Below are 15,312 nucleotides of genomic sequence, written 5' to 3'. Positions count from 1 at the left end.
TTAAAAAGAGAAAAGCCCGGCCGATGGCCAGGCTTTTGCCTTCATGCCTTTTGCGCCCTGCGAGCACTCAACTGCGCGGCTTCAGATTCTCCGGATCGTAGAGCGGCTTGTAGCCGACAGCCGCCACTTCGACCGGATATGTCTCGCCGAAATACTCGATGGTGAGCTTGCGGCCTTCCTGGGCGTACGCCCACGGCAGATAGGCGAGACCGATGTTCTTGCCGATGGTTGGGCCATAAGCCATCGAGGTGGTGAAGGACCGGCGGCCGAGGTCGTCGACCAGCGTCTCGCCGGTCTTCGGGTCCATCACCGGCATGGTGCCGACGGGATAACGGGCAACGCCTTTTGAATCGACGTTTTCGGTCATTACCAGTGTGCACAGCATGGCCGGCTGGTTTTCGCGGGCGCGGAACTCGACATGCCTGGCCTTGCCGCAAAAGTCGTTCTCCTTGACCTTCGGACGGGCGAGATCGGCTTCGAGCAGGTTGTACTCGGTCAAAAGGTCGGCGTTCTGCAAGCGCAGGCTCTTCTCCATGCGGCGGGTGTTGGCATAGGTCTCAACACCGAAGGGCATCACGCCGGTCGAGCGCAAGGCGTCCCAGACGGCCAGGCCGTCCTCGTAGCGCATGTGCAGTTCCCAACCCTGCTCGCCGACATAGGAGATGCGGAAAGCGGTGACGTCCTTGCCGCCAATCCTGACCGGCTTGATCGCCGCGAAGGCAAAATTCTCCGGCGACAACCCATCAGGATTCTCGACAACCTTCTGCAACGTCGCCCGGGCGTTCGGACCCCAGATGCCTATGGTGACATATTTCTCGGTCACATCGGTGATGGTGACGTCAAAGCCTTTGTCCTGCGCCGTGCGGCGCATGTACTGGAAGTCGCGCGGGCCGGCGTCCGCGCCGTCGATCAAACGACAGCGGTCGGCCATGCGGATGACGGTAAAGTCGGCGCGCACCATGCCTTCCTCGTCGAGGAAGTGGGTGTAGATGCCCTTGCCGATGTTGTTGTCGCCGCCGATCTTGGCCGCGCACAGCCATTCCAGCAGCGCGACATGGTCCGGACCTTCGATGTCATACATGGCGAAATGCGACAGGTTGACGATGCCGCAATCCTCGCTCATGGCGAGATGTTCGGCATTGGAAACGCGCCAGAAATGGCGGTTGTCCCACTCGTTCTCGCGCACCGGCACGCGGTTGCCGTATTTCTCCAAGAGATGCTCGTTGGCGGCGTAACCATGGGCGCGCTCCCAGCCGCCCAACTCCATGAAATAGCCGCCGAGTTCCTTCTCGCGCTCCCAGAACGGCGAACGTCTGATGTTGCGGGCTTTGGAGAAAGGCTCGCGCGGATGCACCGCCGGATTGTAGACCTTCATCGCCGTCTCGGTGCAGCGGTCCCAGATGAACTGTTCCTTCGTCTGGTGCGGATAGAAGCGCGCATAGTCGATGGCGTGATGGTCGATCGCGGTGCGGCCGTCCGTCATCCAGTCGGCGATCAGCTTGCCCATGCCGGGGCCGTCCTTGACCCAGATGGCGACGGCATACCAAAGGCCCCGCACCTTCTGGCTTTCACCCATGGAGGGGCCGCCGTCGGCCGTCACCTGGAGAAGCCCGTTGAAGGAATGGCTCTCGTTGTAGCCGAGTTCGCCGAGGATCGGCGTCAGTTCCATGGCGCGTTCGAGCGGTGCCAAGATCTGTTCCATGTCGAGGTCGCGCTGCGAAGGCGACAGACGCGCCTGGTCCTTCTCCAGCAAGTCGCGCGGATGGCAAAGGCACGGATTGGTCTCTTCGTAATAGCCCCATTCGATCTGGCCGCCCTCGGCGGTCTTGGGGTCGCCGGTGTCGCGCATATAGGCTGAGTTGCCCTGGTCGCGCAGCAGCGGCCAGCCGATCTCCTTGCCGGTGCCGGCAAACTCGTTGTAGGGGCCGAAGAAGGTCAGCGGGTGGTCTATCGGCATGACCGGCAGGTCCTCGCCGACCATTTCCGCGATCAGCCGGCCCCATATGCCGGCGCAGACGACGACATAGTCGGCCTCGATGGTGCCGCGGTCGGTCACCACGCCTGATATGCGGCCATCCTTGACGACGAGCGACCGGGCCGGCGTGTTGGCGAAGGATTTGAGCTTGCCCGACGCTTCCGCCTGGTCGACCAGCTTGCCGGCGACGGTCTGCGAGCGCGGGATGACGAGACCGGCGTCCGGATCCCAAAGACCGCCCTGCACGATGTCTTCTTCGATGAGCGGAAATTTTTCCTTGATCTCGGCCGGTTCGATCAGCCGGGCGCGCGTGCCAAACGCCTTCGCCGAGGCGATCTTGCGCTTGATCTCTTCCATGCGGCTGTCGTCGCCGACGCGCGCGACTTCAAGGCCGCCGATGCGCGAGTAGTGGCCCATCTTCTCGTAGAAATCGATGGAATAGAGCGTCGTCCAGCAGGACAGGAAATCGTGGCTGGTCGTGTAGCAGAAGTCGGAGGCGTGCGCGGTCGAGCCGATATCGGTCGGGATGCCTGATTTGTCGATGCCGACAATGTCGTCCCAGCCGCGCTCGATCAAATGATGGGCGATCGATGCGCCGACAATACCGCCCAGGCCGACGATGACGACCTTCGCCTTTTTCGGAAACTCTGCCATTGCCCGCGACTCCAAAGTGATAAAGCGGGCGGACTATAGGGCGGAGCGGCAGGACGATTGAAGCCTGTTTGCGACATTGGCAAAAAGCCGAGCGACCAGACGGCAGAATGCTTCCCGTCCGGCGCCTTGGACGGTTCGCTTTCCGAGGTGGAGGCTAGCTCAGGCGAAGGCCCAGATGTCCTCGGCCTGGAAACCGACCTGATAGCCTGAGGTCTTCAGCTTGACCACGACCTGGCCGATCTCGGCCGCCGGCAGCGCGCCGACCTCGACCTTGATCATGCCGGGACGGTAGCGCTTGAGGTCGAGCTGTTCGAAGACGATCCAGTCGGCACCCTCGCAATCCACCAGGAAGGCGTCGATATGGCTGATGCCGTTGCGATCGAGCAGCGTCTGCAGGGTCTCGGATGGCACCTCGATGTCCCTGAGATGCGGTGCGAACTTGTTGAAGTTGGTGTCGGCCTCGCCCCAGGCATTCTTGCCCGACATCAAATTGGTGTCGGTGACCGACGAGCAGCCGATGAACTCGATCGGCAGCGTGCCGGCCTCGAGTGCGGCGGCATCGAAAGTGTGGACGGTGATCGTCCCCTTGGTTTTCGTCACGGCCACCGGCTCGATGATGAAGCGGCTGGTGTCGGGGTAGTTGGCGCGCAGCCGTTTCTGATTGTACGGGATCGGCTCGACCAGCATCGCGCGTGCGCCAGCTATGCGATGCAGCCACGGCGTCACATCGTCGAACAGCGCGCCGTCGCAGGCGCCGACATTGACCATCTGGAACGGTCGCCCCGCCCCACCAAAGCGCGCCTTCAGCGCCGCCCTGGCCAGGAACTTCGTTCCGCGTAGCGACGGCCCGCGATCGAGAACGCCCTTGGGAAGACCAAGCGACAGGGCAACGCGCGCCAGGCTGGATACCGAACTCATGACTTGTCTCCGGGAATGATTGGCGAGGCGGCGCGATTCTGGCCGCGAGCCACGGCTGCCCACAGCGCCATGAATGGCGTCGCCAGCAGCAGGAATGGCGGGATCAAATGGGGGAAATAGATGCGCGTGTCGTGGATCGGGAAGACGGTGAACTTCGCCAGCGCACCGAGCACCAGCGCCGCAAACAGGATGCCGGCGCGGCGATCGAGGCGGAAGCCGGCACGAGCGGCCGCATACCAGCCGGCCAGCGCCAGCACCGACACGCCGACCCAGCTGTTCAAGCTGACGGCGCGCAGCAGCGATGTGGCAAACGCCCTGAGATAGGCGGTGACGGAGAATGGCGGCTCGAACCCATCCATATTGTAGTGCTGTTCGATGCTGGAGAACCACAGATGCGGCCACCAGCCGGGATGATGGGCCCAGTGCGAGATGGCGAAATAGGCAACGAAGGACGCGGCAAAACCGGCCAGCGCGCCCCATGCCCTCTGCCGGAACGCAACCAGCAGGGCTGCGAAAATGGCAAGGAAAACAATGTTGTCCGGCCGCACCATGAAGGCGAGGAAGAGCAGAAGCGCCGTTGCCATTTCGCGGCCGCGGACATAGGCAAAAAGCCCGCCGAGGAACAGCGCCGAGCACAACAGATCCGGCGTCGAGGCGCGCGCCGCATCGCCGAAATCGGCCATGATCAGCGCCGCGCCGACCAAAGGCGCCAAGGCCAGCGCCCCCTCGGCGCGCAGCCAGAGCAACGTGATCACGCCAAACAGCAGCACGGACACCACCGAGACGAGGCGCATCGCCTCGACCGGTGACATCACCGCGCTCATCGTCGACAGGATCTCGGCATAGAGGAACTTGATCCGGTACATGCCAAGCAGAGAATGGAAGTCGGCTGCATTCTCCGCCATATGGCTGCGGAAGCCGCCGCCATCGTCGGTCAACGTCTTGTAGTCGCCAGCCGAAACGCCTGATTTGACGGTGTTGTAGGCATAGTCGTGCAGTGCCTGGGCATCGGGATAGGTGCCTTCCTCTGATATGGCGAGATAGGGCAGCATGTCCCAGTTGGCGTCTGGCATCACCCAGGCGCTGAACGCTGTCAAAAGGATGTAGAGCGCGAAGGCCGCCGCGCCGATCGGTGCTGCCAGCCGCGCATAGGTCCCCTCGCCCCACGCCAGACCGGCCTCGGTGAGCCGGTCGAGCAGGTTGTTCGGTGCGGGCGACCTGGTCAGCATTGTCGAACTCAGCGAGCTTCGTTTCTAACGGACTTGGCTTTTGACGAAATCCTTCACGATTCCCACGATGCCGCGCGACAGCAGGCTGTCGAAGGCATCGACGAAACGGTCGACATGCTCGCGCTGGCAGATCAGCGGCGGCTCGAGCCGGATGACATTGCGGTTGTATTCGGTGAAGGCGACGAGCACGTCATAGTCGCGCAACAGCAGCGCCCCGACGAAACCCGACAGCGAGCCCTTCAGCTTGTCGTCGAGCACGCTGACGATCGGCCGCAGCACCATCGGCAAGGTCTGCGAGAAGTCGTGGAACTCCAGGCCGACCATGAAACCCTTGCCGCGCACATCCTTGATGATCTTCGGGTATTTTTCCCTGAGCGCCTGCAGCCGTTGCAGCAAATAGTCGCCGGTGACGGCGGCGTTGTCGATCAGCCCCTCGTCATAGAGCACGTTCAGCCCCTCGATCGCGGTGACGCAGGCCTCGCCCATGCCGCCGAAGGTCGCCATGGCATGGATCATTGCCGTTTTCGGCGTGCCATAGGCCTTCATGTAGACCTCGCGCCGGGCAATCATCGCACCGACCGCCGCCTTGCCGGCGCCGAGCGACTTGGCCAGCGCGGTCACGTCCGGAATGACGCCGTAATGCTCGAAGGCATAGAAGCGGCCCGAGCGGCCATAGCCGCACTGCACTTCGTCGGCGACCCACAGCACGCCATACTGATCGCACAGCGCGCGCAGCTTCTGCCAGTATTCGGCCGGCGCCTGGATGATGCCGCCGCCGCCCTGGATGGTTTCCAGCACGATGACACCGACCTCCGGGTCGGAGCGGAACAGGCGCTCGACGGCTTCGATGTCGGCAAAGGGGATGCGCACCGTATTTTCCGCCATCTTGAAGTCGGCGCGGTAGAGCTGGCCGTCGGTGATGCCCAGCACGCCCTTGGTCTTGCCGTGGAAGGAATTCTCGGCATAGACGATCTTCGGCCGCTTCGGGCCGGCGGCGCGCTCGGCGAGCTTCACCGCCGCTTCCATGGCTTCCGAGCCGGACGAGCCCAAAAACACCATGTCGAGGTCGCCGGGCGAGCATTTGGCGATGTTGTGCGCCAGAGCTGCCGCATATTGCGACATGAAGGCGATGGCGATTTCCTGGCGCTTCTCCTCCTGGAACCTTTTCCGCGCTTCCAAGATGCGCGGATGGTTGTGGCCGAAGGCCAGCGATCCGAAACCACCGAAGAAATCGAGGATCTTGCGGCCGTTCTGGTCGATGTAGAACATGCCTTCGGCGCGCTCGATCTTGATCTTGTGGAAGCCGAGCAGCTTCATGAAATGCAGCTGCCCGGGGTTGAGATGCGCCTTGAACAGGTCGGTCATGCGGGCGACATCCATCGCCTTGGCCTGCTCGACGCTGATCAGGTCGGGCTTGGCGATGGTGGCGGGCGACAGCGACGGCGCGCTGACCATGGTGCGCACGTTGGTCTGTTCGGGCTTGGCCATGACGGTCATTTCAATCTCCTGTCTGCACGCACGACCAGGATCGGGCGCAACGAAAGCTGTTTTTGCGAGCCGCTATTCGGCGGGCACATGTGTGGTGGCGACTGCGTGACCGGCCTTCTTGGCGCGATACTCGCTATAGGCTGCGATCAGCATGTCCTCGTCGCGGTATTGCGGCACCCAGCCGAGCTGGCGCCCGGCCTTGGACACGTCGAGCACGCACTCCTCGTCGGCGATCAGATATTGTTCCGGGTCCATAATCGGCATGTTCATCAGATCGAGCAGGTCGAGCGTGCGCTTGACCGCCCAGCCCGGTGTCGGGATCAGGATCGATTTCGAGCCGGCATGTCTGATCAGATCGCCGAGCAATTTCTTGACCGGCGGCGGGTTGAGCGAGCCAAGATTGTAAGCCTCATCAGGCACACCGGCCTTCCAGGCCGCGCGGGCAGCTTCCGCACAATCGAAAACAGAAATGAACTGATAGGGGTTCCTGCCCGAACCGATCATCGGCACGGGAAGGTTCCAGTCGATCAGCTTGAACAGTTTTTCCAGGATACCGAGCCGGCCGGGACCGATGATCAGGCGCGGGCGAAACAGCGAGATCGACATGCCGCGCTTGCGCCATTCGGCCGCCAGCTCCTCGGTCTTCTGCTTCGACCAGCCATATTCGCCAAGCGGCGCGACCGGATGTTCTTCGGTCATCGGCTGCGTAACCGTGTGGCCGTAGATCATGTCGGTCGTGTAGTGGACGAGCTTGGCTGCGCCGGCTCTGTCCATGGCCTGCATGATGTGTTCGGTGCCATGGAAATTGACCGGAAAGAAGAAGTCATGCCGCTTGGCGCGCACCTGGATCGGCGACAGCATCTTGGCCGACAGATTGTAGACCATGTCGTCGGCTTTGAGCCCAACCGAAGCGACCGACGCCGGATCGGTGACGTCGCATTGGATAAAGCGGACGTTGCGGTAATGCGGCAGGTCGCTTTTGACGATGTCGGCAACGACAATCTCTTCACCATCGGCCACAAGCTTCGGGGCAAGGTGGCGGCCGACGAAACCGTCGCCGCCGAAAATCACATGTCTCATCGAACGATCTCGTTTGCTTGGATCTTGTCGGGCGTGATGGAAGCAGTCTGGTCTTCATGCCCTCGCCCGCTCTGCGCGATCAGCACGGTTCCGACGCAGATGAAGGCGATGCCGGCGATGCGCCAGCCATTGAGATCCTCGCGGAAGACGAAATAGGCGAAGATCGCGACCGCGACATAGGCGAGGCTGAGGAACGGATAGGCGAAGGAGAGCTCGACCTTGGACAGCACATAGAGATGCGAGGCCATCGAGATGACGAAGGTGCAGAGGCCCAGGAACACCCACGGGCTGAAGACGATCTGCAACAGCTTGACGAGCGGATTGACGCCCTCGAACGAGACCGGCCCGAGCGACATCATGCCTTGCTTCAGCATCAGCTGTGCGGCAGCATTGGTCATGACCGTAAAGAGAATGAAGACGATGTATTTCATGTGTTGCAAGCCACCCCTTCACGCCTCCTATTACAAACCCGCAAACATTTCGTGAAGCCACAAGAATGTCTTGAGTGAATCGTGGATTTAACGATTCGGTAAGCAAGAATTACTCGAGTTTTATCTATTCCGCCGCCTCGACCGCACCTCGCCGCGTGTCCAGCTTCCTTGCCGTCCGCGCCCAGAAGTCAGAGATGAAGGCTGGATCGCGCAGTGCCTCCAATCGTGGCCATTCGGGAAAGGATGAAGCGAAGATGTCGGCGCCCATGCGGGCGTCCTTGTAGGGATTGACCGCGCCGCCCGCCTCGACCGTGATGCGATCGAGTTCCCGCAACAAGGCGAGCGTCGCAGCCCCCCTGTTGGGGAAATCCAGCGTCAGCGTGTAGCCGGGACGCGGGAACGACAGCAGCGCCGGCGAGTGGATGGAGCCGAAGCGTTTCAGCACGGTGAGGAACGAGCCCTGCCCGGCTTGCCTTGCAGCCGCCAGCAGTGCCGGCACCGCCTCGCGCGCCGTCTCTTCCGGCACCAAGCTCTGGTGCTGGAAAAGCCCTTTCGGCCCATAAAGCCGGTTCCAGTCGCGCACGCCGTCGAGCGGGAAGAAGAAGCCCTGGTATCCGGTCTGGCGCGGCGCCGTCGAGCGCCCTTTCTTCCATCTGTAAGCGGCGTTGAAGGCGGTCAGGAACGGCCGGTTGAGCACATTGAACGGCGGCTGGACCGGCACCGAGAGATTGCCGCCGGCACGCGAGGCGGCATGCGAGCCATGCTCGGCGTGATTGCCTGACAACAGCAACCCGCGACCGCTGTTGCGGCCGCTGGCAAGCTGGTCGATCCAAGCGACCGCATATTCATTGGCCTGATCGGCCGCCTCGGCCAGGTCGAAGAATTCGGCGAGGTCGCGAAACGGCGTCGCCCTTTCGATGATGTCGAGGGAATGAACCCGCATCAGCCGGATCGAAGCCGACAGGATGAGGCCGGTCAGCCCCATGCCGCCGATCGTCGCCGCAAACAGCCGCGCATTGTCTGTCGCCGAGCAGCGGTGGGTCTTTCCGTCGGACCTGAGCAGTGTGAAGGTCTCGACATGGCAGCCGAAGGTGCCGCGCCGGTGATGGTTCTTGCCATGCACGTCATTGGCGATGGCGCCGCCGAGCGTGACGAATTGGGTGCCTGGCACAACCGCCGGGAAGAAGCCGTAAGGGGCAGCGTGGGCGATGATGTCGGACAACAGCACGCCGGCATCCGCCTCGAGAACACCGGTTTCGGCGTTGAAGGCGCGGATCCGGTTCAGCGACCGCATGTCGACGACCGCGCCGGCCTGGTTCTGGCAGGAATCGCCGTAGGAGCGGCCATTGCCATAGGCAAGCAAAGACGCTGGCTTCGCCTGACCGCCCTTCAACAGCGCGATCCCCTCATCGGCACCGATGGCGCGTGGCGCCGACGGTGTGGCAAGGCCAAAGCTCTGGAACCGCTCGGTGGCCATGCCTACCAGCCCCCGATGACCAGCATCACCGCGCCGATCAGCACCACGATCTGGCTGCGCCAGTCGCGGATGATGAAGACGACCGGATCGTCATGCATCTCGTTGCGGCGTGCCAGGATCCAGACGCGCATGGTGAGATAAAGCACGATCGGCGCCAGCGGCCAGATCAGCCACGGATGCGGATAAAGCTCGCGCACCGCGACACTGTCCATGTAAAGCGCCAGAACCAGCGCCGAGGAGAAGGCCGAGGCCATGCCGGCCTGGGCGACGATCTCCTGGTCTTCGGTGCGATAGCCGCGGCCGGCAATGCGCTCGCCGGGCGGAATGGCGGTGGTGCGCAGTTCGACGAAGCGCTTCACCAGCGCCAGCGACAGGAAGAAGAAGATCGAGAAGGCCAGCAGCCAGAACGAGACGTCGACGCCGGTCGCCGCCGCACCGGCCAGAACGCGGATCGTGTAGAGGCCGGCGAGCGTCAGCACGTCGACCAGCAGCATGCGCTTGAACGACAGCGAATAGGCCGTGGTGACGACCATGTAGCCGCCGAGCACAGCCAGGAATTCGGGCGACAGAAACAGCCCAGTGCCGATGCCGATCGCCAAAAGCACCGCGATCGCGCCAAGGCCGAACGGGATCGACAGCGCGCCGCTGGCGAACGGCCTGTTGCGCTTGGTGACGTGTTTGCGGTCGAGCGCGAGGTCGAAGAAATCGTTGAGGATGTAGATCGCCGACGCCACCGCGCTGAACGAGACGAACGCCAGCAGGCATTCCCAGATCATGTCGATGTTGAAATATTCGTGCGAGAGCACCATCGGCACGGCGATCAGCGAGTTCTTCAGCCACTGATGCACGCGCAGCATCTTGACGATGGTCCGCAAAGTCGGCTTCGGCACGGGTATCGTCTCGGCGCCGTGCGCCGCTTGCCAGCGCGCGGCATGGCGGTCGGGTGCGATGACAATCGCGTTGCGCGCGGCGTCGAAGACCTGCAGGTCATGGCGACTGTTGCCGGCGTAGTCGAAGCCGCCATCGCCATAGGCTGCGATCAGCGAGGCGCGCTTCCTGCCCGAGGTGAGATTGGCGAGACCATCGGTGGCCAGCACCCGGTCGAAAATGCCGAGATGGGCTGATATGGCGTCTGCGAACTTGCGCGGCGTGCCGGTCGCCAGCACGATCTTGCGGCCCTCGGCGTGCTCGGTCCGGAGGCGGCAAAGCAGCACCTCGCGATAGGGCAGCGATGCCGGATCGATGTCGATACGCTGCGCGATCGCCTGCTTCAGCCGCGCCGGTCCGCCGGCGGCCCAGAACGGCACGAGGAAGATATAGAGCGGATTCTTCTTGAGAAGGATGAACAGCCCTTCCCACAACAGGTCGGTCGCGATCAGCGTGCCATCGAGATCGACCGCAAGCGGTATTGCGTTCCTGTCCGACCGCGCATCCATGTCCGTCCTGCCCTGCCAGCGTATGATCCGCAGAACGGATCTCGTTGCGCGCCGCGTCTCGGCGTCTTGAAGCTGGTATAGCCGGGAACGGCATATCGAACGTTAAAACGCCCGGTTGTAGACGGCTGCCGTGGCGGTATTTCCGGCGTCATTGTTAAACAAACGCTACCGGAAACGATAAAAGGCCGAGCAAATTGCCCGGCCTTTCCTGTCATGCGGTCGGAATTACTTGATGCGGGCGACGCCACCCGAGATTTCGACCGTTTCCGAACCGGTCAGGGCCTCGAGGTCGCCGTTCGGCAAGGTGACGAAACAGCCATTCGGGCAGAACTCAACCGTTTCGCCTCCGGCCAGCGCGAGGTCGGTCTTGCTGCCGCCCTCGGTCACGACCAGCGTGCGGGTCTCGGCGTCCTTGTTGACCGCGCTCGCGGCATGGGCCGAGCCGATGGCGGCGACCAGGGCGACGGCAGCGACGAGAGACTTCCACATGGTGCAATATCGGTGTTCCCACCGCCTCTGTTGCATTTCGCAAGGCATTCTCGCCTTTGCATGGGAGCTTATATGAGATGGAAGCTGAACCGCAACTGAATGCCGCATTCATGCCGCAATTGGCTTTTGGCGGTTTGCAAGCGGCCCGTTGGTGGGCCGGATGAACACAATACACCCTAGTCCGGATCGGGTTTGCGCACCTTGCGCCCTGTCTTGACGGCCCGTTTTGCTTCGGCCGCGGCTTCCACCTTGGCCTGCTCCTGCTCGGCGAAGTCGGCCTCGATCTTGTCGTCGTCGGTCGGCCAGGCCTTGGGCTTGTGGGCATCAACGACAGCGCGTGGCGTCGAGGGGATCTCGATGTGCTCGCCGCTGAATTTTTCGAGCACCGCAAAACGGATGTCGTTCTGCGCGATGTTGCCGTTCATCACATCGGCCAGGAACACGCGGATCTCGAATTCGAGCGCTGCCGTGCCGAAATTGGAAAACAGCACGAAGGGTTCGGGGTTCTTCAGCACCAGCGGGTGGCTGCGTGCGATCTCCAACAGGATGGCATGGACCTGCTTGACGTCGCTGCCATAGGCGACGCCGACCTTGATGTCGACGCGGCCGAGCTTGTTGCGGTGCGTCCAGTTGCCGACGGCGTTGTTGATCAGGTTCGAATTGGGCAGGATCACCGACTGCCGCTGGAAGGTCTCGATCTCGGTGGCGCGCACGCTGATCTTCTTGACCGTTCCGCTGACATCGCCGGCGACAATCCAGTCGCCGACCTTGAACGGCCGCTCGGCCAAAAGGATCAGGCCGGAGACGAAATTGGACACCACATTCTGCAGGCCGAAACCGATACCGAGGGAAAGAGCGCCGGCGACAAGCGCAAGGCTGGACAGGTCGATGCCTGCCGCCGATATGCCGACGAGTGCCGCAAGCGCGACGCCGGCATAGCCGACCGCCAGCCGGATCGAGTTGCGCACCCCGGTATCGACCTTGCCGCGCGCCATCACCGAACCGTCGAGCCAGCCCTGGAACCAGCGCGTCAGGAAATAACCGATGACGAAGACGACGATGCCGGAGAGGATGCCGGTGACCGAAATCGTCACCGAGCCGATATTGATCCCGGTCGCCAGCTTGTAGGCCCAGGCCTGGATGTCGCCGGGCTGGAAGCCCCACATCAGCAGGATCAACGGCAGGAACACCAGCACGATCATCAGATTGATGGCGACGCTGACGACAAGGCCGAGCTGGTCGAGTGCCGTGTCCTCGTAGCTGGAATTGGCCGACAGCCAGCGCCCGACAGACGTGTTGGCGAAAGCGCCCTCCTCGCCGATCGCGCGCGCCGACAGGAAGCCGATATAGGCGGTGATCAAGGCGGTGCCGGTAACGACCACCTGCAGCGAGACGAACAGAGCAAGGCCGATATAGCCGAGCAGCGCGGCAACGATGGTGAAAACCCCAAGCGCAAGCGATGTGTAGCGCAGCCATGCCGGCCACGGCCGCCAGCTTCCGTCACGCGCCTTGAACGGCCTCAGCATCGCCATCAGGATCAGGATGACGCCGACGATGATGGTTGCGCCGAAACTGCGGGCGATGGTCAGCGACAGCGGCGAACCCATCTTGTCGTTGATGATCGACAGGAAGGTGTTGACGCTGATGACCACGGCCATGGCGGTGGCCAGGCGCACCAGCCAGCGCGCCGGCCCCGTTTCGACCGGGATGAGGCGCCAGTTCGGCAGCCGCGGCGAAAGTGCCGCATTGGTCAGCCGGTTGACGCAGAACACCACGCCGATGACCGTCGCCAGCGCATTGAGGAAGAGACCAATATCTCCCCGCAACACGTTGTAATAGTTGAAAAAGAAGATGGTCGAGCCGAGAAAGGCGCCAACCGCCAAGGTCGGCAGCAATGTCGACCAGAAGGCCACCGACAGGCGGCTGAGGTAGGACGGGTCTTCATTGGTGGGGTCGGCTTCGAACACGCGCCCGAACAGGCGCCTGCCGCCGACCAGCAGCACCAAGGCAAGCCCGAGCGCCACGAAGGTCGCCGCCAGGATGGCCTGGAACTTGAACTTGAACGCAAAGCTCAGCCAGGACGACACCGCCTTGTAGAAATTGCCGAATTCGTCCCTGGCATCCGAGAAGACCTGCGGGCTCAGTGCATCGGACAGCACGTAGCGCTTGGTCAAAAGGTTGCGGAACAGTTCGCTGCGCATGTTGCCGATCTTGTCGATCAGCCCGCTGATGCGGATCGACAGGTTCTGCGCGCTGGCGACGACCGCGTTGATCTCGGCCTTTTCCGACGCCAGCGCCTGGCGTTCGCCGGTCACGATGTCAGGCTCCTGCGGCTGGCCCGCCGCCGGCGGCGCACCCAGCATCTCGATTCGATTGTTGATATCGGTCAGGCGCGAACGGAACGCCAGCGCACTGGTGAGGGCCGCCCGCGACAGATCCTCCAGTTGCAGACGGATATCCACCAGCGAGGCATCGTCCTCCCCGTCCTGCTGTATTTTCTTCTCGAGGTCGTCGGTCTTGGCCGTCAGGCCCTGGATGACTTTCTGCTGATCGGTGATCAATCCGGCGGCGCCCTGGCCGAGTGCTTGCGCCATCGCGTCGAACGAAGGCGGCGCCGAAACGATGAGCGCGAGGATCAAAATGAAGCGAAGCAATCGAAAAAGCATGATTTGTTGGCGACTCACCAGCGGCAAAGGCATTCAAAGAGCCTGTCCTTGATAAAGACGGCGATATCACGGGGCAAGTCGTCGCGGCCATTGCTGGCCCATCCCATCCCAAGCGTCGGCCAGTCGAAAGGCGATGGCGCAATATTGGCTTTGCGGATGCGGCCTGCTCTATAGTCTGCCGCATCGCCCGAACCGGATGACAATGATGGCAGAGTACTCGGCCTTTTCGCTGCTCGCGAACGCGCTCAAGGGAAACAAGGACTGGAAACCGGCCTGGCGCAAGCCGGACCCGAAGGCGTCCTATGATGTCATCATCATCGGCGGCGGCGGTCATGGGCTGGCCACCGCCTATTATCTCGCCAAGGAACACGGCATCACCAATGTCGCCGTGCTGGAAAAGGGCTGGCTCGGCTCCGGCAATGTCGGCCGCAACACCACGGCCGTGCGCTCGAACTACCTGCTGCCGGCCAACACCCGCTTCTACGAACACTCGATGAAGCTGTGGGAGAACCTGTCGCACGAGCTCAATTACAACGTCATGTTCTCGCAGCGGGGCTGCCTGAACCTGGCGCACACCCCGGCCCAGTTCGACGACTACGCCAGGCGCGGCAACGCCATGCGTCATCTCGGCGTCGACGCCGAACTGATGACGAAGGCTGAGATCAAACGTCTGATCCCGGCGCTCGATATCTCCGACAGCGCCCGCTTCCCAGTGGTCGGCGGCCTGATGCAAAGGCGCGCCGGCACCGCCCGCCACGATGCGGTGGCCTGGGGCTATGCGCGCGGCGCCGACCGTCGCGGCGTCGACATCATCGAGAATTGCGAGGTCACCGGCTTCCTGCGCGACGGGGACCGCATATCAGGCGTAACGACGTCGCGTGGCGACATCCGCGCCAAGAAGGTGGCCGTTGCGGTCGCCGGCAGCACCGGACGCGTCATGCAGCTGGCCGGCATCGACACGATGCCGATCGAAAGCCATGTGCTGCAGGCCTTCGTCACGGAATCGCTGAAACCCTTCATCGACACGGTTGTCACCTTCGGCATGGGCCATTTCTATATGTCGCAGTCGGACAAGGGTGGCCTCATCTATGGCGGCGACATTGACGGCTACAACAGCTACGCCCAGCGCGGCAATTTGCCTGTCGTCGACGAGGTGATGAGCGAGATGCTGGCGCTGTTCCCAGGTCTTGCCCGCGTGCGCATGCTGCGCTCCTGGGGCGGCGTCTGCGACATGTCGATGGACGGCTCGCCTATCATCACCACCGGCCCCCTGCCCGGCATGTATCTCAACTGCGGCTGGTGCTATGGCGGCTTCAAGGCGACGCCGGCTTCCGGCTGGTGCTTTGCCTGGACCATCGCCAAGGACCAGCCGCACGACCTCAACGCGCCCTTCACGCTCGACCGCTTCCACCGCGGCCTGGTGATCGACGACAAGGGCCAGGGTGCAAACCCGCGGCTGCATTAGGCAT

The 15,312-nt window shown here is 62.7% G+C and carries 11 protein-coding genes; 1 reads left to right on the top strand and 10 read right to left on the bottom strand.

Annotated features, from left to right (window positions below; translation table 11 throughout):
* Positions 1-67: 67 nt before the first annotated feature.
* The 10 genes from FCU66_RS27945 to FCU66_RS27900 all read right to left on the bottom strand — a co-directional run bounded on the left by FCU66_RS27945 (position 68) and on the right by FCU66_RS27900 (position 13,843).
* A complete protein-coding gene (locus tag FCU66_RS27945) occupies positions 68-2,629 on the bottom strand; it encodes a GcvT family protein (RefSeq protein WP_136621350.1) in 2,562 nt (853 codons plus the stop codon).
* 159 nt (positions 2,630-2,788) lie between these two features.
* On the bottom strand, positions 2,789-3,547 hold the full coding sequence (locus FCU66_RS27940; RefSeq protein ID WP_136621351.1) for an FkbM family methyltransferase: 759 nt from the start codon (positions 3,545-3,547) through the stop codon (positions 2,789-2,791).
* Positions 3,544-4,776 (bottom strand): glycosyltransferase 87 family protein, encoded by a 1,233-nt coding sequence (locus tag FCU66_RS27935; protein ID WP_136621352.1) that lies wholly within the window; start codon positions 4,774-4,776, stop codon positions 3,544-3,546. The genes FCU66_RS27940 and FCU66_RS27935 overlap by 4 nt, the downstream gene beginning before the upstream one ends.
* A gap of 24 nt (positions 4,777-4,800) precedes the next feature.
* On the bottom strand, positions 4,801-6,231 hold the full coding sequence (locus FCU66_RS27930; RefSeq protein ID WP_246094046.1) for an aspartate aminotransferase family protein: 1,431 nt from the start codon (positions 6,229-6,231) through the stop codon (positions 4,801-4,803).
* A gap of 105 nt (positions 6,232-6,336) precedes the next feature.
* Positions 6,337-7,344 carry an NAD-dependent epimerase/dehydratase family protein gene (locus FCU66_RS27925; protein WP_136621354.1) on the bottom strand — a complete coding sequence of 336 codons (1,008 nt, stop codon included), beginning with the start codon at positions 7,342-7,344 and terminating at the stop codon, positions 6,337-6,339.
* A complete protein-coding gene (locus tag FCU66_RS27920) occupies positions 7,341-7,775 on the bottom strand; it encodes an EamA family transporter (protein ID WP_136621355.1) in 435 nt (144 codons plus the stop codon). Before FCU66_RS27920 ends, FCU66_RS27925 begins: the two co-directional genes overlap by 4 nt.
* A gap of 124 nt (positions 7,776-7,899) precedes the next feature.
* Positions 7,900-9,252 (bottom strand): FAD-binding oxidoreductase, encoded by a 1,353-nt coding sequence (locus tag FCU66_RS27915; RefSeq protein WP_136621356.1) that lies wholly within the window; start codon positions 9,250-9,252, stop codon positions 7,900-7,902.
* Between the two features lie 2 nt (positions 9,253-9,254).
* On the bottom strand, positions 9,255-10,688 hold the full coding sequence (locus tag FCU66_RS27910; protein ID WP_136621357.1) for a UbiA family prenyltransferase: 1,434 nt from the start codon (positions 10,686-10,688) through the stop codon (positions 9,255-9,257).
* 225 nt (positions 10,689-10,913) lie between these two features.
* Positions 10,914-11,177, bottom strand: a complete 264-nt coding sequence (locus FCU66_RS27905) for a hypothetical protein (RefSeq protein WP_056596396.1) — start codon at positions 11,175-11,177, stop codon at positions 10,914-10,916.
* A 176-nt stretch (positions 11,178-11,353) separates the two neighbouring features.
* A complete protein-coding gene (locus FCU66_RS27900) occupies positions 11,354-13,843 on the bottom strand; it encodes a mechanosensitive ion channel family protein (RefSeq protein WP_136621358.1) in 2,490 nt (829 codons plus the stop codon).
* A 205-nt stretch (positions 13,844-14,048) separates the two neighbouring features.
* On the opposite strand from FCU66_RS27900, the gene FCU66_RS27895 reads away from it, so the two are divergent.
* Positions 14,049-15,308, top strand: a complete 1,260-nt coding sequence (locus FCU66_RS27895) for a sarcosine oxidase subunit beta (protein WP_136621359.1) — start codon at positions 14,049-14,051, stop codon at positions 15,306-15,308.
* Positions 15,309-15,312 lie beyond the last annotated feature (4 nt).

Source organism: Mesorhizobium norvegicum (genome assembly GCF_004919685.1).
GTDB lineage: Bacteria > Pseudomonadota > Alphaproteobacteria > Rhizobiales > Rhizobiaceae > Mesorhizobium > Mesorhizobium norvegicum.
Note: the sequence above shows the minus strand (reverse complement) of the source record. Positions and strands in the feature narration are given on the sequence as shown.